The following is a 22934-nucleotide window of genomic DNA, read 5'->3' as shown; positions in this document are numbered from 1 at the left end:
AATGGGCTCAAACCTGTGGGAGAGTGCTGTGAAAGGGGCGCTGTTTTTCGTTCTTCTCATGCTGGGCCTGCCTGCCAGCGCCTGGGCCCAGGTCTATCGTTGCGACACCGGGGATCATACTCGCTTTTCCGACCAGCCCTGCGGAGAGGATTCCGAGCGTATCATCATTCGGGACAACCAGATCGGCGGCAGTTTTGGCCAGAACCTGCCACCGGAATCAAAGCCGGAGAACACCGAAAAGGAGGAGAGCAAGCGCGAACAGCAACAGGCCATAGACACCTGTCGCTTCATTAACTCTACCGATCTGAGGCGGTATCTCGTGCGGGAACAGGTGGTAAAAGGCATGACCAAAGAGCATGTTCGCAAAGCCTTTGGCCGGCCCCCGGAAACTTACCCTACCCCCCAGGAAACCTGGGTGTACCAGACCAGATACTATGGCAAGCTCTACGAGCTCACCTACGTATATTTCCGCGATGGCTGTGTGGAAGACGTGGTCTACCGCAAACCCTGAGCGTTCTGCGTGCTCCCGGCTTTAACTGCGTCGATGAGCAGGTTACGAGGCGTCAGTTGACGCTCACAGAAAGTACCCAGCCGCACGTCATAACCCTGCTCCTCCAGAAACAACGCGTAGTCCAGTACCAGCCAGAGCTCCAGCGGCCGCCGGAACAGGTGACGAACCAGCTCATGGCGACGCACTTCCTGAAATCGCCGTTCACCATGACGCTCCCAATGGTCAAAATCCGTCTCATCCGGCAATTCCAGACCTTTTTTCTTCGCCGCCCAGCGACAGAAGCCGGCGAAGTCACCGTTTGCCAGCCCCGGCGGGTGTGACGGCACCGGCAAGTAGGCATCCGTACCACGCAGACACCGTTGCAGACCGTCAAAACCCAGTCGCCAGCGGCTGACCTGGCGGGTTTTCTGTCGCACCCTTTGCGGCGCGGTAACGGTTTCCTGAACGGCCAGCCGCAGGTTCTCCCGCGTCAGTTTCAGCGTATGCGGGCAGCCTCCGGCCCGCCGGGAAACCGGCTGATAGTACCGCAACTCTGTGAGGTGGTAGCAACAGGGTGAAAAGCTCAACCGTGGCAAACCACCATGCGCCGCCCGCCGCATCAACCGGCGGTGGAGGTCACCACAGGCATGCAGAGCAACACCATGGACGGCTTCAGGCATCTCCAGCTCCTCCGCCATCACATCCTGACAGTGCAACGTGACAGCATCGCCGAATTTTCCTGCCAGACGGTTACCGTCCTCTACCAGGGCCTGGCTCCATTCGAACCCTGACACCTTGCCATCACACCATGGCGACAGGGTCCTGGCCAGATGGCCCTTGCCGCAGCACCAGTCCAGTACATCGTGCTGCAACGGCCTGATCGCAGCGGCGAAAGCGCCGGATTGCAGTCGCTTGCGGCCAGGCATATCGGTGGCCCGGACCTCCGGCAGCGTGCTCGGCCCTGCAGATCCGGAATACAGCAGAGGCACGCGGGTCAACCCTTCGAATAACTGCAATGACGGCAACTCCCGCCCCAGCAAGGCTGCAAGTGCGCCGGGGTCATCGTCCAGGCGCTGGCAGTCACGGTCAGAAAGGTTTGCCACCTGTTCCGCCAGCACCGGCCACCTCTGGACCCAGGCCGGGCAAGGGTCGGTAAACGGCGCCGGTTGCCACAGCTCATGATGCTGCACCAGCCAGTCGTTCAGGCGCTGCCACTGCTGGTAAAAAGATTCCGCGCCGTGGTGTAAACTCGCCGCCGGAGGTAACGTCATGCAACTGGCCTTTGTACTTGTCGAACCGAAGGTTCCCGAAAACGTAGGGGCAGCCGCCCGCGCCCTTTGCACCATGGGCTTTGGCGAGCTGTGGCTGGTCAATTCAGACCTTCACACCCGCCCGGAAGCCCACTGGCTGGCCCATGGCAGCGATCATATCCTGGGAAATGCGCGCATTTTCCCTGATCTCACCGCGGTAAGAAACTCCGTAGACCTGCTGATGGGCACCTCCGCCAAACCCCGCCACCACAGGCAGGACTGGCACCAGCCCGCGCAATTGCGAGAGATCATTGCCGGCAAGGGTGCCTCGGTCGCGACCGCAGCCCTGGTGTTCGGCCGCGAGGACCGCGGCCTGTCCAATGACGAGCTGGCCCTGTGCGACCTGCTCACAGGCTTTCCCATGGCCGTATCCTACCCGTCGCTCAACCTGTCCCAGGCGGTCATGCTCTATGCCTGGGAGCTGTCCGGCCTGGCCTTGGCGCCTACGGAACAATCCCGGCCGGAAGCTACTGATGCCCGCCTGGGCGCCCTGCGTCAGCGTTTGGAAACGCTTCTCCCTGAGCTGGATGCGCCTTCAGATGGCAAGCTGTCTCAGTGGGTATTTGAACGGTTGCCCTTGCTCACCGAAAGAGACATCGGCTTTGCCCACACCCTCTGTGGAAATATCGAACGCAAACTCCGAGAATCGTCCAGCTCCGACCAGCAGGCGCCTTTCAGGTAGCTCTTTAGGCAGCTGTACGCCATGGGAGCCGGTCCGGTGGCCCTTCCCAAGATCGTCGAAAACATGGATGTTTTCGTCGAGCGTACATGGACGTATTCACAGCGTATCTTGGGAAGGGCCACCGGACCGGCTCTACCCCCAGAGCTACAATCCAGGCCTTATTCAGAAAACCTCCCAGGCCGAAACGCATCCAGACTCACAGAAGGCTCATCACCGTCGATCAGCTGGGCAATCACATCTGCACTGCCCGCCGAAAGCGTCCAGCCAAAAGTACCGTGGCCGGTGTTGAGAAACAGGTTTTCCCGGGGCCCGCGTCCAATAATGGCGGGCCCATCCGGCGTCATGGGGCGAAAACCCGTCCAGGTTTCCGCGGATTTGAGGTCGGCGCAGCCCGGAAAACGGGATTCCACGGATTTGCGGATGGTGGCCAGCCGGGCTTCCGGGATGTCGCGGTTGAAGTCCGCCAGTTCCACGAAACCGGAGGCTCGCAGGCGGTCACCCAGGCGCGTGGAAACCACCTTGTAGTTGTCATCGTGCACAGTGGAAACCGGAGCCCGGTCAGGGTCCGCCAGAGGCACGGTGAAGCTGTAGCCCTTGACCGGATAAATCGGCAGTTTCAGGCCCAGCGGGCGGGTCAGTTGATCCGACCAGCAGCCGGCGCAGACCACCACCGCGTCGGTCTCCAGGGTTTCCGCCTTGCCATTCTTGTTGCGAACGGCAACGCCGGTTATCCGCTGACTGTCCGCGATAAGGTGCAGGGTTTCGGTGTTGTAGCGGATGCTCACACCCCTGGACTCACAGGCGCTTGCCAGTTCGCGGGAAAACAGGTGGCAGTCGCCAGTGCCGTCGGTATCGTAGCTCAGGGCGCCATAGAGTGGACCATTGCCGGTCATTCCCGGCTCGGCTTCACGAACCTGCTCAGGGGTCAGCAAGCGGGAAGCGATGCCCAGCTCCGTGAGCAATTGGTGAGTCTGACGATAGCCTTCGAGGGCGTCCGGCGTGCTGGCCAGATGGAGCAGGCCCTGGTGGCCGCCATCGAAGCTCAGGCCCAACTCCTGTTCAAGGGCCAGAAAGCGTTTGCGACTGTGGATACCCAGGCGGAGCATGGCGCGCTTGTTCAGGCCGAAAAGGCCTGGAGACAGAGCGTAACGCAGTGTGGCAAACATGAATCTCAAAGTTTCGATGGAAGGCGGCACCCTCATTTTCAGCGGGCCGTCTTTCATGAATAACCAGGGTACGGCCTTCAACACCATGGAAGGATCCGCCCAGGGGTACACCACACCGTAGGAACGCTGCGCGGCATTACCCTTACTGGTCTCGTTTCCCGCGATTCCATGGCGCTCCAGCACTGTTACCTGGTGGCCCCTGCGATTCAACTCGTAGGCCGTGGTCATACCCACGACGCCACCGCCCACAACAATAATCTGCATTTGCCTCTCCGTCTGGTTCACGTTACGCCGTTTGCGGCTAACAGGCGCCGATACTCCTCCAGCACGCCTTCGTCTTCTTCCGGGTAGTCCGGAGCCAGCCGTTGCAGCTGTTCCGCCAACAACGCTGCAACGATTGCCCTGGCCTGCGGTTTCCTGTCGCCTGGCACAATAAACCAGGGCGCCTCTTCCGTGTGTGTCGCCACCAGAGCTTCTTCAGCGAAGGTTTCATACTGATCACGCTTTCGCCAGCCTTCGATGTCAGACTCGTCGAACTTCCAGCGCTTGCGGGGTTTGTCCAGGCGTTTGAGCAGGCGCTCACGGTGCTCGTCCTCGGACAGGTTAAGCCAGATCTTGATCACCGTAGTGCCTTCGTCCACCAGGTGGCTCTCGAAGTTGCGGATAGACCGGTAACGGTTCTGCCAGTTGTAGCTCTCGGGTTCGTGGACCGGCCATACCCGCTCGGCAATGGCCGCTTCGTGATGACTGCGGTTGAACGCCACCATTTCGCCAAAGCCCGGCAGGAACGGCGTTACCCGCCAGAGGAAATCATGGCGGGTTTCGGCCCCTTGGGGTCGGCTGAAGGACCAGGCATGGAATCCGGCAGGGTCGACGTAGGTTGCCAGTGTCCGGATCAGGCTGTCCTTGCCACTGGTGTCCGGCCCGTGGGCGACCAGCAATAGGGCCCTGGCCTGGTTGGCCCATAGGCGTCGCTGGTACTCGCCAATCTGTTCAAGACTGGCTTCCAGCCCCGGCAGTTTGTCATCATCTTCCAGGAGCGTCGGGTAATCCCGGAACGCTGGCTTCTTCGGTGAGAAAAGAAAGGAACTGGAAAATGCCGATAATGTCATCAGAGTGCTCCGTGCAACTTGCTATCGCGGTAATACAGGCCAACAATCGGACAAGCTGATAGAATTGGCAGACCAAATGTTCAGAATAGCAGCCATTACCGTGGTTGCATCGGAGTGTAGTACCAGGCAATGAGTAAAAAACGTCGCGAGATTCCCGTATTCGACCATCCGATTATCGAAACCCACTGCCATCTGGATTACCTCAAGGACCGCCCCCTGGAGGAAACCCTGGCCGAGGCACAGCGGGTCAATATAGAGCGGGTGATCACGATCGCCGTGTCACCGGAAAACCTGGCGACCGTGCGTGAGCTCACCCAGGCTGCGCCCTGGGTCTACGGTACTCAGGGCGTGCACCCCCATGATGCCGAGAAATATTCCGACGCCGCGGAAGCCGAAATCCGCGCCCACGCTGGCGACGAGAGAATCGTGGCCGTGGGAGAGATCGGCCTGGATTATTTTTACGACAATGCAGACCGGAACGTGCAGCGCGAGGTTTTCCGCCGCCAGCTGCAGATTGCCTGCGACACGGATCGCCCGGTCGTGATTCATAGCCGTGAAGCCGATGACGATACCATCGAGATACTGAGAGAGTTCGAGGCCACCCTCAAGCGCCGGGGCGTGATCCACAGTTTCACCTCCGGTCCCGGCCTGGCGCGGTATGCCCTCGATGAAGGCTGGTGCCTCGGCTTCAACGGCATCACCACCTTCAACAAAGCAGAAAATGTGCGAGACATCGTGCGAATGGCACCGATCGAGCAGATCCTGCTGGAAACCGACTCGCCATTCCTGACCCCGGTGCCCTATCGCGGTAAAGAAAATGCGCCCTTCTATATTCCCTTTGTTGCTGAAAAAATTGCCGAAGTAAAACAGTTGCCGCTGGAAAGCGTACTGGCTAGCACCTACGAAAATAGCCTGAGGACATTCTTCCCGCAGCAATAATCAACCGCGCCCCCGCTCCGGCTCGCGGGCGGGGCTTACTCGGGTGGTGGCGGGCTCCCCCACCGTAGCGGTTGCTGCTTATCCCAAGGACAGAAACACCGCCATCAGCACCGGCGACAGGAAAGACAGCAAAAAGCCGGAGGCGATGGCGACCGGCACACAGGCCAGGCCACCGCTGCTACGGATGACGGGAAGGGTGAAATCCATGGCAGTGGCACCGCCATAGCCAATGGCCATGGCGGGCCGACTGGCGATCAGCAGCGGAATGATGGCCAGCGCTATAATTTCCCGCAGGACATCGTTCAGAAAGGCGACGCCGCCCCAGGCGGGGCCCAGGGCATCACCGATCACGATACCGGAGAGGGAATACCAGCCAAAGCCGGAGGCCATGGCGAGCACGTCATGCCAGGGCAAGGCCAACAACGGAATCATCATAATACCGGCCATCAGCGAGCTGAGCGCAAGAGACAGCGCGATGCCCAGGCCCTGGCGATTCATTAGCAGCTTGCGCAGCGACAGGCCCGCATTACGCAACTGTATTCCGATCAGAAAAAGCAGCAGCATCAGTGCCCAGGTTGCCACCTGCTCTGCCATCGGCATATCCGGCAGCAAATAATACCCGGCAAGCAGGCCGGCCATCACCGCCAGCAACGGCTTGAGGCCGGCGAGAAACAGCCGCCGATAGCCGGGGCTGATATTGCCGTGCGGGCGTTCAACCGTCATCGGCTGCCAGCGGTGAAACAGCCACAAACCGGCCATGTTCGCCACCAGCAGGGCAACCACGAGAATCAGCACCTGAAAGGCCATGCCTCCGAGCTCGGCACCCAGACCTTCCATCTGCCCCAGGCCGAGGCCTAACAGAGCCAGGATGAAATACACCAGCCCTTCCACACTATAATGAATAACCGTCATCAGGTGACGATTATCCAGTGCCAGGGCGAATCCCAGAAAAAGCGGTGCCAGTATCAGCAATGCGCCGGTGAGCATGAAATCCTCGGATAGTGATATAGGTGGGGCAGCTCAGCCGATGGGCTCGTACTGATCCGGATCAAAATGAAAACGGCCGGCACTGGCGTCCCGGTCAGTCCGTATGGTGCGGGCAAGCCGTTGGGCCATCACAGACCAGACCACATAATCCCGGGGCTGGGGCTGGTAGTCCTGCCCCATCAGGGCGCCAGCCACACTACGCAGTACTGCCTCGGCCTGGGCGATTGAACGGTAGGGGCCCTGGCAACGATGCTTCTCTGGCTGGCCGTCCAGCGAGCCACTGAGTGCCACCAACGCCCATATATCATCCCCGACCGGTTTGATAAACAGTTCAACCCGACGCCGGTCCCGAACCATAACCAGGGCCCGCAACGGGCCACGGCCGTGAAAATAGTGCAGCTTCACAACGTTTCCCCGACCGGTTCAGTGAAGCACATGGTCGGACCTGTCCTGTACCAGCACCCAGGGCGCAATAACCACTGCCCAGAGCTCGGCATTACTGTCATACCACTGCTGAGCGAGTTCCGGTGCAACGTCCCCCACCTGCCCAGCGCTCATCCATTGCTGGAAACGGGCGGTGTTGTCCGCCGCCAGTTCGGCGGCGACGTCGAGCAGATCCAGCTCCGGGGACACCTTCACGACATGCCCACGGGCGTAGTAAACCTGCAGGTCATGCCAGTTGATCCGGGAGGTTTCCAGGTTGAGTTTTGCCTTGATGTCATCGGGGGACTGGTGGGAAGAAGACATGGTCAGCTCTCGGCAACTCCTGTTTTCATTCGGCTTTGAAACGCGCTTCTGCAATGCCTCAGCTTACCTCAAAACCGAAGATGGAGCACCTGTTGCGGGGGTTCCGGCCCGCTGGACCCGGAACCCCCGCCCTGTTCAGGCTGCTTTCTCAAGCTGACTTCAGCATTTCCCGCACCACATAGTGCAGGATGCCTCCATGGCGGTAATACACTGCTTCATTGGCGGTGTCGATCCGCGACAGCAGTTCACAGGTTTCCGTGTGGCCGTCCGGGTAGGTTACCGTCATCTCCAGCTTCTGGCCCGGCTTGATATCACCGGAAAGCCCCTTGATGCTGATCGTCTCCTCACCGGTCAACTTCAGGCTCTTGCGATCCACCCCTTCCTGGAACTGCAGCGGCATGACGCCCATGCCGATCAGGTTGGAACGGTGGATGCGCTCGTAGGACTCGGCCACGACTGCCTTCACACCCAGCAGGCGGGTGCCCTTGGCTGCCCAGTCGCGGCTGGAACCGGTGCCGTATTCCTTGCCAGCGATGACAACCAGCGGGGTGCCCTCTTCCTGATACTTCATGGCCGCATCATAGATGGGCATCTGATCACCAGAGGGGATATGCCGGGTAAAGCCACCCTCGACACCGTCCAGCATCTCGTTTCTGATACGAACGTTGGCAAAGGTGCCTCGCATCATCACCTCGTGGTTACCCCGGCGGGAACCATAGGAGTTGAAGTCTTTCGGCTCCACCCCGTGCTCCTGCAGGTACTTACCCGCGGGGCTGTCAGGCTTGAACGAGCCAGCCGGAGAAATATGGTCCGTGGTAACGGAATCCCCGAGCATGGCGAGTATGTGCGCATCCTGGATGTCATCAATGGCGTCCGGCTCTTCCTTCAGGCCCTGGAAAAAGGGCGGATGCTGAATATAGGTGGATTTGTCTGACCACTCGTACACCTTGCTTTCCGGCACCTTGATGGACTTCCACGTGTCGTCACCGTCGAAAACCTCGGCGTACTCTTTGTGGAACATGTCGGTCTTGACCTTCTCGACCGCCTCGGCAATTTCCTGCTGGCTTGGCCACAGGTCTTTCAGATAGACCGGGTTGCCATCGCTGTCTTCACCCAGCGGATCCTTGAAAAGGTCCAGGCGCACGTTCCCGGCCAGTGCATAGGCGACCACCAGCGGCGGCGACGCCAGCCAGTTGGTTTTCACCAGCGGATGCACCCGGCCCTCGAAGTTGCGGTTACCGGACAACACCGAGGCAACGGTGAGGTCACCATCGGCAATGGCCTTTTCAACTGCGTCCGGCAGCGGGCCCGAGTTACCGATACAGGTGGTGCAACCATAGCCCACCAGGTTGAATCCCAGCTTGTCGAGATCGTCCTGGAAACCACCCACTTTCAGGTAATCCGTCACTACCTTCGACCCGGGAGCCAGGGAGGTTTTCACCCAGGGTTTTGTCTGCAACCCTTTCGCCACGGCTTTCTGGGCAATGAGGCCGGCAGCCATCATCACACTCGGGTTGGAGGTGTTGGTACAGGAGGTAATGGCTGCAATAACCACGGCGCCCGGGTCGAGACGGCTCTTCAGCCCGTTCATTTCCAGGGGCTGGCTGGCCGCGTGATGGTAGCTGTCCTGCACTCCGACAGCGGTCTGCCCACCTTCGGACTCCAGCTTGTCTTCGCGGGTGTCTGCCGGACCCTCCGCCGTTTCCATCAGCAGCTCGAACGACGCCTTCATGTTTTTCAGGGCCACGCGGTCCTGTGGGCGCTTGGGGCCAGCCAGGCTGGCCTCCACTTCGCCCATGTCCAGTTCCAGGTTGTCGGTGTACACCGGCTCCTGGCCCGGTTGCCGCCATAGACCCTGGGCCTTGGCATAGGCCTCCACCAGTTCAAGCTGGCCCTCTTCGCGGCCGGTCAGCTGCATGTATTTGATGGTCTGTTCGTCTACTGGGAAGAAGCCGCAGGTGGCACCGTATTCCGGCGCCATGTTGGCAATGGTGGCCCGGTCAGCGACGGGCATATCTTTCAGGCCATCACCGTAGAATTCCACGAACTTGCCCACGACACCTTTTTTGCGCAGCATTTCTGTGACGGTGAGTACCAGGTCGGTGGCGGTGATACCTTCCCGCAGCTTGCCGGTAATCTTGAACCCGACCACTTCCGGAATCAGCATGGACACCGGCTGGCCGAGCATGGCCGCTTCGGCTTCTATACCGCCCACACCCCAGCCAAGGATGCCCAGGCCGTTAATCATCGTGGTGTGTGAATCCGTACCAACCAGGGTGTCCGGATAGGCGATGGTTTTGCCGTCCTGATCCTTGCTCCAGACCGTTTTTCCCAGATACTCCAGGTTCACCTGGTGACAGATACCGGTACCCGGCGGCACCACGCGGAAATTATCGAAGGCCTGCTGGCCCCAGCGCAGGAACTCGTAGCGCTCCTGGTTGCGTTCCATCTCGATGGTAACGTTGTCCCTGAACGCCGACGGGTCACCAAACCTGTCCACCATCACCGAGTGGTCAATTACCAGGTCTACTGGTGACAACGGGTTGATCATGGCCGGGTCTTTGCCTGCCGCCTTGACGGCCTCACGCATGGCCGCCAGATCCACCACACCGGGCACGCCGGTAAAGTCCTGCATCAACACACGGGCCGGACGGAACTGGATTTCGGTGTCGGATCGGCGGTCTTTCATCCACTGAACCATAGCGTCGATATGACCCCGGTCCACAGTGGTGTCGTCCTCATTGCGCAGCAGGTTCTCCAGCAGCACCTTGAGGGAAAACGGCAGCTTGTCTATGTTGCCCAGGGCATCGGCGGCCTTGGGCAGGCTGTAGTAGTGGTAGGTTTTACCGCCAGCTTCAAGGCTGGAAAGGGTGTTGAGACTGTCTTTACTCAGGCTTTGTTTCGACATGAGGTGCCTCCTTTTTCAATATCCGAAAATTCCGGAAGGCTTTGCAGGAGCCTTTGCATCAATGCACTCTTCAATAAACGAATACACTGACCCAAAGACCCCGGCGATGGAAGTCACCTATAACTATTGCACTGATTGACCAGACTTCAACTGCGGTTCCGTGAATGTTCGGTATTGCGACGGTGAATACCGCCGGCAAAACACCTCAGGATGTTCGGTACTCGCTGACCAGCGCATTGACCTCATCAACCACTGACTCCAGTTCTCCCGCCATGATTCCCGCCTTGCCCACTTCTGAAACCACGTCGTTACTCTGGCCAGCCACCCGCTGGATGTTCTCATTGATTTCAGAGGATACCGTCGCCTGCTGCTCGGAAGCCGCAGCAATCTGCTGGTTCATCTCGCTGACTTCTGCGATCGCCCTTTCTATCAGTGCCAGCGCCTCTCCGGCCTTGCGAATGGCATGGGTGGTCTCCCGGGAACGGGTCTGGCCGATCTCGATGGCCGCAAGACTGCCCTCTGAAACGCCGGTCAGTTCGCCAATCGTGGTGCGGATATCATCGGTAAACGACTGGGTGCGCCGGGAAAGGTTCCTCACCTCATCGGCCACTACTGCAAACCCCCGCCCGTGCTCACCAGCCCGGGCAGCTTCAATGGCCGCGTTCAGTGCCAGAAGATTGGTCTGATCGGATATGTCACTGATCGAACCGATCACTGTGGCGATGGACTGGATCTTGTCCACCAGTTCCTGAACCATGCGGGCAGAATCTTCCAGCGCGGTGTTGGTAGCCTCTGTCAGTTTTACGGCGTCGCTCACATTGCCGCTGCCCGCTACCGACGCCACTGAGGCCTGTACAGCAGCCTCGGAGGCGGCCTGGGCATTGCGGGCCACTTCCTGGATAGTGGCCGCCATCTCGTTCATTGCCGTCGCGGCCTGGTCGGTTTGCTGTTGCTGCTCGCTGACAATGTTTCCGGACTGAACGCTGACTTCCTGCAGACTACGCGCGTTGTCACTCAGCCGGCCAGAGAGATCCCTCACCATGGCAATCAATGCTTCGAACCGCGCCATCATGCTGTTGAACGACGCTGCCGTGATATCATTCCCGCGGTCCTCAATACGCCCGGTCAGATCCTTCTCTGTATCGAAGTTCCGCACCACCTCTATGATCTGCATTGACTGCTCGCGCTCCTGCCCCATGCGGATGGCGAAGAAGACCAGAATACCCGCTTCGAACACCACGAAGGCCGCATGGACCATTGCTACCGACCAGCTCGCCTCATGATTGAAGATCGTTACGGGTGTATTGCCGAAACTGACGGAAGACATCTGCAGGCCAGTGAAGGCCAGATGGTGGACCGCAATCACAACAGCGGCTACCACTACCGGCAGCCAGTCGCGGTAGATGATCAGCAGTGCCATTGCTGCAAAAATGTGGAAGTGCATCTCGATACGCCCCATCTGGGCCTGAATCATGGTGGCGGAGAACATCATCATGGCGAAGGCGAACACTACTGATAGCGCGCGGGTGCCCCGAAGCAGGCCGTAGCTGGCTCCAACCAGAAGACCCATCAACAGAGACCCGGCAACAGCAAACGAATGCGTGTCAAAACCGATCGGCACCAACAGGGCCACAACCGGTATGTGGGCAAGCAGAATCAACAGCACCTGCCAGTCAGTGCGCAGACGTTCTGCCGTGGCAACATCGGTGGAATCATTCATTGGGGGAATACCTCGGGCGTGCGGGCTGCCGGTGCGGCTGTCATGCTCAAGCACAATTAACGGCACTATGGGTTTCTTCTGTAATAAGTAGTTAACGCATATTTACGCCGCGCAACTCTCCGGGATCAGCGCAGAATGTAAACATTCGTTACGCCCTTGCCTCAGGCCTGCCGGTCACCGTAGAGCTGGGCGTACAGTCCCTGACGGGCAATCAGCTCGTCGTGATGCCCTTCCTCGGTGATGTAGCCGTCCTCGAAGACATACACCCGGTTAGCCTGTTTCACCGCACTGAGCCGGTGGGCAATGATCAGGGTGGTACGTTGGCGCAGAAAATCCTCAAGGTCCTGATGTAGCTGGAACTCGGTTTCCGCGTCCAGCGCAGAGGTCGCTTCGTCCAGAATCACCACGGAAGGATCTGACAAGACCATCCGCGCAATGGCAAGACGCTGGCGCTGGCCACCGGACAGACGCACGCCCTGGCGACCGATCATGGTGTCCAGCTGGCGCGGCATTTCGGCCACGGTTTTGTCCAGCTGGGCGATGGCGAGCGCCTGCCACATCTCGGCGTCGGTCCTGTCCCTGCCGAGGGTAAGATTCTGTCGCACGGTATCGTTGAACAGGGCCGGATGCTGCAGCACGGTGGCCACATGTTCGCGAAGACAGGGAAGCCCGATGCGCTGGACAGGAACATCGCCCAGGAGCACCTCCCCCTGCTGCGGCGTATACATGCCCAGAATCACCTGTACCAGGGTGGACTTGCCACCACCACTGGCCCCCACAACAGCTACTTTTTCTCCCGGGTCCAGGTGCAGGTTGATTCCCTTGAGAACGGCTTCCTCGCCATAACTGAAGTGAATGTTCTTCAGGGCAAGGCCTACTGTGTGCCTGTTTTTGAAGGGGTTCTCCAGGGCGGGGTAACGCGGTTCCTCTTCCAGCTCCAGCAAACGGTTGATACGTGCAATCGCGGCGTTGGCCGCAAACCAGGCGTACTGCATGTTCAGCATTTCCTGTACCGGGGTCAGCATGAACCAGAGGTAGCCGAAGATGGCGAACATCATGCCGATACTCAGATCGCTGAACAGTACCGTTACCATCGCCGCCGCACGGAAGGTGTCCACGCCGAACTGGAACAGGGCAAAACTGGCCCGGGTGGCGGCATCACTGCGCCACTCGAACTGGATGGCGTGATCGCGGACCGTTCGGGCACGACCGATCAACTGGTGGAGGTAATGTTGTTCCCGGTTGGCGGCGCGGAGCTGGTGAATGGCGTCCAGGGTTTCGGTCAGATCACCCTGGAAATCCTCATAGGCACTGTTTTCCTGGCGTTTGAGGTCCTTCACCCGCTTGCCGATAAGCATGGTGGCGAAGATGACCAGTGGGTTGAACAGCAGTATCAGCAGCCCCAGCTGCCAGTGCACCCACATCAGCACGACCGCAGTGCCGGTGACGGTCAGGCTTGCCACGAGGAACCGGCTGATGGTGGTCCCCAGAAACTGGTCAATGGTGTCCAGGTCAGTGATAAAGTGGCTGGTTATGCCGCCGGAGCCACGGGTTTCGTATTCCGACATTGCGATCCGTTGCAGACGACCCAGTAAACGCGAACGGATACGGAAAACCACGTCCTTGGAGATCTTGGAGAATTCGCGTGACTGGAGCACATTGAAGGTCAGCGATAGCATTCTCAGCAGGAACGCTGTCACGACCATCAGGCCGATATACACCACCGGAAGATGCCACGATTCGGGCAGGACACTCTGCATGACAGGCAACACAGGGCCGGCCTCGTCCAGCAGGACCTCATCCACCAATACTGGCAACAACAGCGGAATCGGCACGCTGACCACCGTCGCCAGGATGGCCAGCAGATTGGCCCGCACCAGTCTTGGCTTGTGCTTGAGAGCGAGAGACAGAATACGCCGCCAGCTGTACCGATGATCAGCCCGGCCTGCTGCCCTGTCAGCTGCTCCATTCAGATCCGCTGCCTGTTCCAAAATGACTCCGTTAAATCTGTGTATGCCGATACTGATACGCAGTATCTCCGGTGACAGTCTACCGAAGCGCACTTACGGGGTGGAGATAACCGTCCGATAGGCTGACAAATGCCGGCATTTGCGACACAGCCGTCTGGTGACATGCCCTGCCTTCTGCCATCATTGGCCCTTAATCTTCTGAGCCACCAGAACCAGGCCGACTGTGAAACACGACTGCCATTACCACCCCGGCGAACCCGCAAAATGGCACTGTGGGGAGTGCCAGATCCATTATTGCACCCGCTGCATGCCGGATGCCGACACCCGCAAGCAACAGGCCCTGTGCCCACATTGCAGCCGCGCCATGCGCTATCTGGGCGCCGCCACCGAGGTGGTGCCTTTCTGGAACCGGATTGGCGCTTTTTTCCGTTACCCGTTCCATACCGACCCGCTGATGGTCATTGCCATCTGCACACTGGTGCCCTTGCTGGTCAGTGGCAATCTCGTCGGCCTGATTATCACCCTGGTGCTTGCCCTGGCCCTTCTGAAATACACCTACGCGGTCATCAGCCACACGGCTGAAGGCCACATGAAACCGCCACCTGTCGCCGTGGCTTTCAGTGGCAGCGGTTTCGATATCGTTATACTGCAGATACTGGTATTTGCGCTGATGGGCGGGATGGTGACAGCTGCCGCCATGGTGGGCGGGCCATTGCTGATGTTCCTGACGCTGGCGTTCGTGATACTGGCACTGCCCGCCAGCATTATGGTGCTGGCTATGGAGCACTCGGTGATGGCGGCGGTCAATCCGATGAATCTTGCGGTGCTGATCTCGCGGATTGGTGCGCCCTATTTCCTGCTCTACGGATATCTGATTCTGCTCACACTGGCTTCCGGCGCCGCACAGGATTTCGCGCTTACCCACTTTCCTCCCGGGGTTGCGCGCACCCTGGCAGGGTTTCTCAACAGTACCTTTACGCTGATACTGTTTCACATGCTGGGTTACCTGTTGTTCCAGTATCAGGAGGAGCTCGGGTTTGCCAGCGACCTGCAGGAGGAAGACCAGGCCGGGGACATGCAGAACCGGGACCGGACCCGGCGGTTTGATGCCGACATCGACATGAACCTGAAAGACGGCAATTACGATCGCGTGCAGTCGATGCTCAAAGAGGCCCTGAAGCGGGACCCACAGAACACTCTCAGGCTGGGGCAACTGCACCAGCTGCTGACCGCCCGCAACGATATTCCGGAACTGTACCGGTATCATCCCCGCTTGCTGAACATGCTGGCGGAGAAGAACGACGGGGATGGTATTGCGGCGTTGCTGGCGGTCATCGAAAAAGCAGAACCGGGGTTCCGGCTCGACGAGCCAGGGCTTTCAGTGCGCTGTGCCCGCAGTCTTTATCAGCGTGGTCATTACAAGCCGACCCTGAAGCTTCTGCAGGACTTTCACAAGCGTTTCCCCGACAGTGACGAACTCGCTCCGGCTTACCTTCTCGTCGCACAGGCCCTGGCTAACGGTATGGGACAGTGGGAAAAGGCCTCTGCGTTCCTGAATTTCATCAGGAAGCGGTGCCTTAATCACCCGCTGCATGCACAGATCGACGTTTATCTGCAGCAGGTTGAAAGCCGGGAGCCGGTGAAGGGCCCCAGGGCTTCTTTTTCTGCTCAGGAGTAGGCCGGTTACCGGGGGCACCAACCAATGAGTCAGCCTTCCTGCAACAACTGCCTGTAATGGCGAGCCTTTGGTGCCATCTGGTGTTTTTCAAACTCCTCGACCAGCAACCGACAGGCCTCCCCTGTGAGGAGCTCATCGCCGGTGCTTCTGAGCCTCTCGAAGGCCTTCTCGGCAGCTTTGAGGTCGTGTTGTTTCAGGCTGGTAAACAGAACCCGGTTATGGTCTTCCGCGCTCAATGGCTGATGGCTTTCTCCCTTACCCAGGTATTCCTGCCAGATTTCAATCATCTGTCCGGGCTGGCGGCGGTTGAGGGACTCGCTCATCAACTCCCGTGCCCGCTCCCTGTATTCCGGAAGGTCGGGGCGGAGTTTTGCCAGCTGGTAAAGATGCTCCAACAGAACGAGGCGATCAGGGTAATGGTTCCTCAACGCATCGAACTGGCGCCTGGCCAGGTCAAATTCCATTCGCCCCAGGCTGGCCAACGCCTGGCTGTAGCCGGCGGTGAAGCGCTCGTCCTGCTCGTTGTCTTCCGGCTCGAAAAACTCGTCCTTCACCTGAAGCCAGCTCTTGCCCAGCAACCAGACCATCCCCGCACCCGCCGCCAACCCTCCGGCGTGAGCCATATAGGCAATGCCGGTGGCGCCGGCGAACCAGTAATCATAGATTTCCTTGCCCAGCCAAACCGGCAGAATCGCCAGCGCCGGTGCGCGGAAATAGTTGAAGTACACGCCGACAAAATAGAAAAAGCGGATTTTCTGCAGCCCGTAAATGGCCACGTACATACCCATCAGACCGGATATGGAGCCAGACGCGCCCACCAGCGGTATGTGGCTGCCCATGGAGAAAGCGGTAAAAACCACGCCGGAAATCACACCACAAAGCAAGTAAGCCAGCAGGTAACGCCCCGGGCCGAGGGCTTTCTCAACGGTAAAGCCCAGCAGGAACAGGAACACAAGGTTACCAATGATGTGTCCCCAGCCACCGTGCAGAAACTGATAGGTAACAAGCGTGTAGAGAGAGAACTCTGCAGGCACAAGGCCCAACTGGTTGGCGCTCAGGCGGTCCATCAGTCGGGCCTGGATGTCGCCCCGCTGGTCCATCCAGCGGCGACGTTCCGCGGGCGCCAGTAACAGGTCCCGGTTTTCCACCATGTACTGGTAGAACTCACGGTCTGAGAGCAGGCTGTACGCAATCCACAGATCGCTCCCCTCCTGGCGCAACTGCTGGAAACTCTGCAACTCGTAAACCCGCTCTTCGTCTCCCTCAAACCGGATCTGGCGTTGCAGGTAGTCTTCGTATACCGGGGCCTCAAGCGGTTGCAGGTCCGACTCCTGGTATTCCTCAATGGCCTGCTCAAGCAAACGGCTGTCATTGCCCTGGTAGAAGGTGAATACCAGCAAACAGGCCAGCATCAAACCGAGGGTCACCCAGGGTGGGCGTTTCCAGTTAACCGAGTTTTCTGCAGGGATGATCAGCATGGATGGTCACAATTCGTCATAATTTGTCCCGGGAGATGTGCTTTTTACCACAGCATGGCCAGTTTTTCGCGCTGTAATGGGACCTGAAGCGATTTACCGAACCACAGGCAAAACAAACTGTGCGTGGTGCCTCAATACAGGCTACTCTGCGGTTGTCACACGACGGTCATACAAATGACATTCAATCAGGGCAGCCGCAAATGGGGCGAATCGCACAGTGCTCGGAAAGAGCATTGCACAGGGGTTTCGACCAATCGCCAATTGCCGTTGTCCCGGCCACGGCCAATAGTTGCCGGGACAATAAAAAAAATGGACGTGTAAACAAGGAAACTGCCATGACTGTATTGATACTGGACAACCCGGAGCTACTCGCCAGAGCGGCCATCGAATCCGGCCTTGCGATGCCGGCCCTGGCATCCGACGACGCTCCCAGCAAGCCACACCGCCTGCGCTTTCACTACGGCTTCAACAAGCACCGGCTGGATGATCAGGATCAGGCCATCCTGCGCCAGCATGCCGATTACCTAAGGCACAACCCGGGTGTACAGGTACGCATCCACGGACACGCCGATAATTTTGGTGTCAGCGAGTACAACCATTTCCTCTCACGCCTTCGGGCAAGCAGCGCCGCCAAGATGCTGATTCGTGAAGGTGTCAGGGAAAGCCAGGTTCTGGTATGTGGGTGGGGCAGCGATCGCCCCCTGGCGCGCCCCGAAGACCATGCCGCCAACCGCCGGCTGGAGCTGGAATACCTCACCATGGAAATGGCTCAGGCGTTGTAAGGAACTCAGCCGTATACCTGGAACACGTTCCAGAGCAGCAGCACGGCAATGGCAAGGATGCCTGCCCACGTCAACAGGATGCCGGTCATTCGGGCGATGTGGGGGCCTCCCCGACCGTTGATCATGCCAAAAGCATGGAGCACACGCCCGACCACGAACGCCATCCCGGTCCAGTAAACCAGGCCACTGGACACCCCGTTCAGCTCTGCGATAGCGAGCATCAGCAGGCCCAGGGGGGCGTACTCCACCAGGTTGGCCTGGGCACGCACCGCTGCCTCGAAATCCCGGTCGTCGGTCACCCCGAGGCTTTTCTGATACTTCAGACGGAAGCGGGAAACCATCCCGGACAACACCAGCAACAGCAGTCCGAGAACGGCGGCGAAAACAGCAGAAACAGGTACAATCATCGTCAAGCCTTCTTGATGGCGCCAGCTACCGCCGGCCGCAAAACAGTCCCCGAAAGACTGCCCTGTTTTGCCTGCCGCTTCAAGCACTTCCGCCAATGGCGCAGCCAGAGTTACCAGGCCGGATCAGGAACTCGGGGCAAGGGAGGCGATGGCGGTTTCCATTTGCTGGTGGCAACGTGCCATCAGCTGCGGGATATCCTCGGCGGTGAGACCCGCCGTTTCCACCGGGGGCAGAATCCGGATTGCTACCGGCTCCCTGCGCCCGGCCCATCCCAGGGTGCGATCATAATACTGGCTGGCACAGACCATGGTGATCGGTGCACCGGCTGCAACAGCAGCATGGAAGGCCCCTTTTTTGAAACCCTGCAGGCCACGGCCGCGACTACGGGTACCTTCTGGAAACACCCAGAGGCTCTTGCGGTCACGGCTGATGGCTTCACTGGTGGCCTGCATAACGGCAATAGCCTTGTGGGAACGGCCCCGGTCAAGAATGACATTGCCGCCAAGCCAGAACACCTGCCCAAAGAACGGAACCCAGATCAGCGACGATTTACCCACCGTAACCGTTCGGGGCGGCAGCAGATCACCCATCACGAACAGGTCATCATTGTGCTGGTGGTTAGCAATAACCACTGTTGGCCGATCCTGCGGCAGGTTGTCAGTGCCCTCCAGTGGCCGCTTCATACCCAGAAAGAAGCGGCCAACCCGGGCAACCGTCCACCCCAGCAACCGGTTGTTGTCCGGATTAAAGGGCCTGGCCACATACAGAACCAGCGCAAACAAACAAATGACCGGCACCGTCAGCCAGGCCAGAAACTTCCTGATCAATCCCATCGAACACAAAACCCTGATGCAGTTTTTTGGCGCACAAGTGTACGCCAAAATCAGGTTCCGGCAACAGCCTCAACTGACAAGGTGTTGTTGGCCTCATCTGCGGTCATCAGGGACTCGGCTGTGGCCTCCACCACATAGCGTAGCGGGCCATTGTTCTCCAGGCCATTGAAGGGGTAACAGGTTACCAGCAACAACGAATCCTGTGGCAGCTGTGCGGTATTGATCTGCTCGTGACGGCTGTCGACGACGCGGATACGATCAACCCGAAAAATGCGCCAGTCGCCGTCCCGGCTCTGCAAACGAACCTGGCTGCCGGTTTCCAGGTGCTGCAAGCCCCGGAAATGGGTGTCGCGATGGCCAGCTATCACCACCGGCCCCGCCTGGCCACCGTTACCCAATACCTGCCCCGGACCGAAGGCCAGGCTTTCGCCATGGGCGCCGTCCAGCACGATCAGTGACTGGCCGGTTTCCGGCATCGTCAGGCGGGCCACCGGCCAGGTATCTGCCCAGGGCCAGGGCCGGGTTTCCTGTTGTCGCGCCTGACTCTCAGCCCAGGCCAGCTCAAGGAGCTCCTGAGCCGCAATGGCCTTGAGCGGAATCCACAACCCTGCCGCAAGCACGGTTGCAAACGTCGTTGCCAGAAGGAGAATCAGACGGTTCATCCGAATACCCTCCGTTGCAGCAGGGTAATGGCCGCCACGAACATCAGCCCTACCAGGCCAATAGCCATCAACAATGGCGACAGAGTGGCCGTCTGCGGGTAACGCAACATCGTGCCCTGGCTTCCGGCGGGTAACAGGGTGGGCACGCTGTCAGTGGCGAGAGATTCAGCTGCCGGTCTGGAGGGTGTTCTTTCCTGAGCCAGAAAACTGGTGTATCTCGTCATCAACTGATGCTTCAGTCCGAGATCAGTTACTTTCTTCCGCGCATCCTCATCAATCTGGCCAGTAAGCCCGCTATCCATAAGCCCGTTGACTTTCTGTTGCGCCCAGTGGCGATGCAGGCCCTTGCCCGGGGCCGCCTGATCCAGGCTCAGTGCCTGCTGCCAATGGCTACCATCCGGCAGCCGCCCGGAGACCTCCAGCTCCCCCTTCGCCGGAAGCCCACGCACCACCTGCATCATCGGTTCGCCCCGGAACAGGTCGCCAACGCGGTCAGGGAAGGCTTCGGTTACGGCCGGCTGGCCGGGCCAACTGACCGCGATGTCCGTCAATACCGGCGCCTCCATCTTGGCGAACAACTCATCCAGGGGCCGCTCCACGTCCGAAAGGTCGCTGACGGCGGTATAGGTGCCTCGGCCAAACCGCGCGGCTTCCCGCATGAAGTGCATATTGGGTGCCGAGCCGATACCGACCGTAAACAGCCGGCTGCGCCCCAGCTGGTTGCTGATCTTCCCGAACAGGGCCGCTTCGTTACCTACGGAACCATCGGTAATGAACACCACCTGGCGGACTCTTGCAGAAGCTTCCCCATCGCTGTGGCTGCCTTTCAGCGCCGCATCCAGCGCAGGAGCTATCTCAGTTCCTCCATTGGCGTTCAGTCCCTGCACGTAGCGGCGGGCCCGGGCAATATTGTTGGCAGACGCCGGCACCGACTCCATAAACAGCGCGTGAGTCTGGCTGTTGAACTGGATCACGTTGAACCGGTCGTCCGGCGCAAGTGTCTCCAGCCCACGCAACAGCGCCCGACGGGCCTGGCGGACAGACTCCCCCGCCATGGAACCAGAGGTATCGATCACAAACACCAGTTCCCGAGGCAGTCGCTGGTCACCGTCCAGTCCCGGCACCATCAGCGCCAGCAGGTAGTCCTCGCCCTGCCACTGCTCATGGAAGACGGCCGCTGAGGGTTCCATGCCCCGGGCCGGAGCCCAGCGCACAACAAGGTCGCGGTCCATCAGCACGGCGTCGGATTCCGGAGCTACCTCAACGGCATTGCCAGTCCAGGTGCTGTTGATGCGGTGGCTGGGGCTGGACACCCGGCTGACCGGCAGGCCGGCATTGATGTTCAGGGCTATCGTCGCCCGATGGCTTCCTGGCCCGACATCCTCCGCAAGCACCGTGAACGGGCTTATCTGGTCGGCATCCGGCACTTCGTTGGTAGGGGTGGCCCAGCCGCCGGCCCATTGGGCCGGTTGGTTGTCCAGAGCCTGGCCGGGCATATAACGCGGTGTCAGCGTGGTGGGCAGGCGCAGTTCGAACTCACCGGACTGGTAGCGCACGGCCTGCTGATAACGAAGCTCCACGGTAATGGTTTCACCGGGCGGGATGTTCGCCATGCGGGTGGTAAACAGGTTAGGCCTTTGCTGATCCACCCTTGCGACCTTGCGGCCTTCCTCTTTGGCCCTGGTGTACTGGCGTTTCGCTTCCTGCTTTTCAAGGATTTCGCCCATGATCACCCGCTCACCCGCGGTCATGGTCATGCCGTACACACTGGCATTTTCCGGCAACGGGAACACAAACACGCCTTCGCGCCATTGCTGGCCGGTATTGCGGAAACTCTGGCGCAATCGGGTATCCGCAATCAGGCCGCTGACGGTCACCTGGTAATCGGTACTGAGCAGCGTCGCAGACCCTTCGCGCTGGCCGCCATCATCCACAAAATGAAACTCACCGGTGCCTTCCTGGCCGGTTTCCGAAGCCTCGGCAAAGACGGGATGTACAAACAGAAACAGCAGCACCGCCAGCCATAGTGAAACCCCTTCCAGGCAGCGCCGGGCACGTAGGGAGAGTCTCCTTCTGGCTGTTCTCGCCTGCCGGCACCCGGCATTCGTTGTGGTTGTTGAAGAGGGCACTACATGGGTGAGCAGCATCATTCCGCTTCCTTGTCTCAGTGAAGTAAACACACGCCTGTTGGCAACTGGTGTCTATTTCACCCCCTGGAAAGGTCGATCCAGTGTCATAATCTGGCGATCCGGCGTCGGAAAAATGATGAATTATGGCAAACCGGTCGCTTTACCTTGTTCTGGCCTCAGGCCATGGTTAAATAGGAGCCTGCAATAACAGGGAAATGGCTGCAGGTTATGAAGCGACACATCGTGTTGATCGAAGATGAACCCGCTATCCGGGAGAACTACCGTGACGCTTTCGAGCGCCGGGGATACCGGGTGTCCGCCTATGGGGATCGCTCCAGCGCCTTCCAGATATTGCGCACCGCCCTGCCGGACCTGGCGATTATTGATGTGGGCCTGGGTGACGAGCCCGAGGGCGGGTTCACCCTGTGTCAGGACTTGCGAAGCCTGTCAAAAACCCTGCCGATTATCTTCCTCACGGCACGGGACAGCGATATCGATTCCGTGCACGGCCTGCGGCTGGGGGCAGACGACTATGTCACCAAGGACATGAGCATGGATCACCTGCTGGCCCGCGTAACTGCCCTGCTGCGCCGGGCGGATGCCTGGGCAGAGGCCCTGAAACAGCCGGACGAAGTGGTGCACAGGGGCCGACTGGCCCTGAACGTGGACCGGATGACCGCACAATGGAACGGCGAGCCCATCGACCTGACGGTAACGGAATTCTGGATGCTGCATTCCCTGGTTCAGCATCCGGGCCACGTGCGCAGCCGTGACCAGTTGATGGAAGCCGCCAGCACAGTGCTGGACGACAACACGGTGACCTCCCATATCAAACGGATACGTCGCAAGTTTCTGCAGATTGATGACCACTTCGATGGCATTCACACGGCCTATGGCATGGGTTACCGCTGGAACGCCCATGAGGCCTGAGCT

20 protein-coding genes are annotated in these 22934 nt (G+C 59.4%); 6 read left to right on the top strand and 14 right to left on the bottom strand.

The genetic code is table 11. From position 1 onward, the window contains the following. Nucleotides 1-28 precede the first annotated feature (28 nt). Nucleotides 29-511 (top strand): hypothetical protein, encoded by a 483-nt coding sequence (locus ABJM11_RS01165; protein ID WP_348294372.1) that lies wholly within the window; start codon nt 29-31, stop codon nt 509-511. On the opposite strand, the gene ABJM11_RS01160 is transcribed toward ABJM11_RS01165, so the two are convergent. After that, nucleotides 496-1761, bottom strand: a complete 1266-nt coding sequence (locus ABJM11_RS01160; protein ID WP_348294371.1) for a methyltransferase — start codon at nt 1759-1761, stop codon at nt 496-498. The two genes, ABJM11_RS01165 and ABJM11_RS01160, sit on opposite strands and share 16 nt — an antisense overlap. Here ABJM11_RS01160 and ABJM11_RS01155 point away from each other — a divergent pair. Further along, complete coding sequence (locus ABJM11_RS01155) at nt 1760-2482, top strand: tRNA/rRNA methyltransferase (RefSeq protein WP_348294369.1); 723 nt, start codon at nt 1760-1762, stop codon at nt 2480-2482. The two genes, ABJM11_RS01160 and ABJM11_RS01155, sit on opposite strands and share 2 nt — an antisense overlap. Before the next feature lie 158 nt (nt 2483-2640). On the opposite strand, the gene ABJM11_RS01150 is transcribed toward ABJM11_RS01155, so the two are convergent. Both ABJM11_RS01150 and ABJM11_RS01145 read right to left on the bottom strand, forming a co-directional pair. After that, a complete protein-coding gene (locus ABJM11_RS01150) occupies nt 2641-3912 on the bottom strand; it encodes a D-amino acid dehydrogenase (protein WP_348294367.1) in 1272 nt (423 codons plus the stop codon). A 17-nt stretch (nt 3913-3929) separates the two neighbouring features. Further along, nucleotides 3930-4760, bottom strand: a complete 831-nt coding sequence (locus ABJM11_RS01145; RefSeq protein WP_348294366.1) for a polyphosphate kinase — start codon at nt 4758-4760, stop codon at nt 3930-3932. A 129-nt stretch (nt 4761-4889) separates the two neighbouring features. Between ABJM11_RS01145 and ABJM11_RS01140 the strand changes: the two genes are divergently transcribed. Further along, nucleotides 4890-5699 (top strand): TatD family hydrolase, encoded by an 810-nt coding sequence (locus ABJM11_RS01140; RefSeq protein WP_348294364.1) that lies wholly within the window; start codon nt 4890-4892, stop codon nt 5697-5699. A 78-nt stretch (nt 5700-5777) separates the two neighbouring features. On the opposite strand, the gene ABJM11_RS01135 is transcribed toward ABJM11_RS01140, so the two are convergent. The 6 genes from ABJM11_RS01135 to ABJM11_RS01110 form a co-directional block, all read right to left on the bottom strand. Beyond that, nucleotides 5778-6686, bottom strand: a complete 909-nt coding sequence (locus tag ABJM11_RS01135) for a lysine exporter LysO family protein (protein WP_348294363.1) — start codon at nt 6684-6686, stop codon at nt 5778-5780. Nucleotides 6687-6719: 33 nt separating this feature from the next. Beyond that, nucleotides 6720-7091, bottom strand: coding sequence for a hypothetical protein (locus tag ABJM11_RS01130; protein WP_348294362.1), 372 nt, complete (start codon nt 7089-7091; stop codon nt 6720-6722). An 18-nt stretch (nt 7092-7109) separates the two neighbouring features. Next, nucleotides 7110-7433 carry a DUF2288 domain-containing protein gene (locus ABJM11_RS01125; RefSeq protein ID WP_348294360.1) on the bottom strand — a complete coding sequence of 108 codons (324 nt, stop codon included), beginning with the start codon at nt 7431-7433 and terminating at the stop codon, nt 7110-7112. 148 nt (nt 7434-7581) lie between these two features. Then, a complete protein-coding gene (gene acnA / locus ABJM11_RS01120; RefSeq protein ID WP_348294358.1) occupies nt 7582-10341 on the bottom strand; it encodes an aconitate hydratase AcnA in 2760 nt (919 codons plus the stop codon). A 205-nt stretch (nt 10342-10546) separates the two neighbouring features. Continuing rightward, nucleotides 10547-12061, bottom strand: a complete 1515-nt coding sequence (locus tag ABJM11_RS01115) for a methyl-accepting chemotaxis protein (RefSeq protein ID WP_348294357.1) — start codon at nt 12059-12061, stop codon at nt 10547-10549. 161 nt (nt 12062-12222) lie between these two features. After that, nucleotides 12223-14052 carry an ABC transporter ATP-binding protein gene (locus tag ABJM11_RS01110; protein WP_407069942.1) on the bottom strand — a complete coding sequence of 610 codons (1830 nt, stop codon included), beginning with the start codon at nt 14050-14052 and terminating at the stop codon, nt 12223-12225. A 202-nt stretch (nt 14053-14254) separates the two neighbouring features. On the opposite strand from ABJM11_RS01110, the gene ABJM11_RS01105 reads away from it, so the two are divergent. After that, nucleotides 14255-15709 carry a hypothetical protein gene (locus tag ABJM11_RS01105; protein WP_348294356.1) on the top strand — a complete coding sequence of 485 codons (1455 nt, stop codon included), beginning with the start codon at nt 14255-14257 and terminating at the stop codon, nt 15707-15709. A 29-nt stretch (nt 15710-15738) separates the two neighbouring features. On the opposite strand, the gene ABJM11_RS01100 is transcribed toward ABJM11_RS01105, so the two are convergent. Continuing rightward, a complete protein-coding gene (locus ABJM11_RS01100; RefSeq protein ID WP_348294355.1) occupies nt 15739-17187 on the bottom strand; it encodes a rhomboid family intramembrane serine protease in 1449 nt (482 codons plus the stop codon). A gap of 335 nt (nt 17188-17522) precedes the next feature. Here ABJM11_RS01100 and ABJM11_RS01095 point away from each other — a divergent pair, with 335 nt between their 5' ends. Further along, the gene (locus ABJM11_RS01095) at nt 17523-17969 is read left to right on the top strand and encodes an OmpA family protein (protein ID WP_348294353.1); all 447 of its coding nucleotides are present in this window, start codon (nt 17523-17525) and stop codon (nt 17967-17969) included. Between the two features lie 5 nt (nt 17970-17974). Here the strand turns inward: ABJM11_RS01095 and ABJM11_RS01090 are convergent, their stop codons facing one another. The 4 genes from ABJM11_RS01090 to ABJM11_RS01075 all read right to left on the bottom strand — a co-directional run bounded on the left by ABJM11_RS01090 (nt 17975) and on the right by ABJM11_RS01075 (nt 22022). Beyond that, nucleotides 17975-18376, bottom strand: coding sequence for an MAPEG family protein (locus ABJM11_RS01090; protein WP_348294351.1), 402 nt, complete (start codon nt 18374-18376; stop codon nt 17975-17977). Nucleotides 18377-18499: 123 nt separating this feature from the next. Next, nucleotides 18500-19210 carry a 1-acylglycerol-3-phosphate O-acyltransferase gene (locus ABJM11_RS01085; RefSeq protein ID WP_348294350.1) on the bottom strand — a complete coding sequence of 237 codons (711 nt, stop codon included), beginning with the start codon at nt 19208-19210 and terminating at the stop codon, nt 18500-18502. A 50-nt stretch (nt 19211-19260) separates the two neighbouring features. Continuing rightward, nucleotides 19261-19872 carry a class GN sortase gene (locus ABJM11_RS01080; RefSeq protein WP_348294348.1) on the bottom strand — a complete coding sequence of 204 codons (612 nt, stop codon included), beginning with the start codon at nt 19870-19872 and terminating at the stop codon, nt 19261-19263. Next, complete coding sequence (locus ABJM11_RS01075) at nt 19869-22022, bottom strand: marine proteobacterial sortase target protein (protein ID WP_348294346.1); 2154 nt, start codon at nt 22020-22022, stop codon at nt 19869-19871. Before ABJM11_RS01075 ends, ABJM11_RS01080 begins: the two co-directional genes overlap by 4 nt. Before the next feature lie 207 nt (nt 22023-22229). On the opposite strand from ABJM11_RS01075, the gene pdsR reads away from it, so the two are divergent. Then, complete coding sequence (pdsR, locus tag ABJM11_RS01070; protein ID WP_348294345.1) at nt 22230-22931, top strand: proteobacterial dedicated sortase system response regulator; 702 nt, start codon at nt 22230-22232, stop codon at nt 22929-22931. Nucleotides 22932-22934 lie beyond the last annotated feature (3 nt).

Source organism: Marinobacter sp. (genome assembly GCF_039977835.1).
Lineage (GTDB): Bacteria > Pseudomonadota > Gammaproteobacteria > Pseudomonadales > Oleiphilaceae > Marinobacter.
Note: the sequence above shows the minus strand (reverse complement) of the source record. Positions and strands in the feature narration are given on the sequence as shown.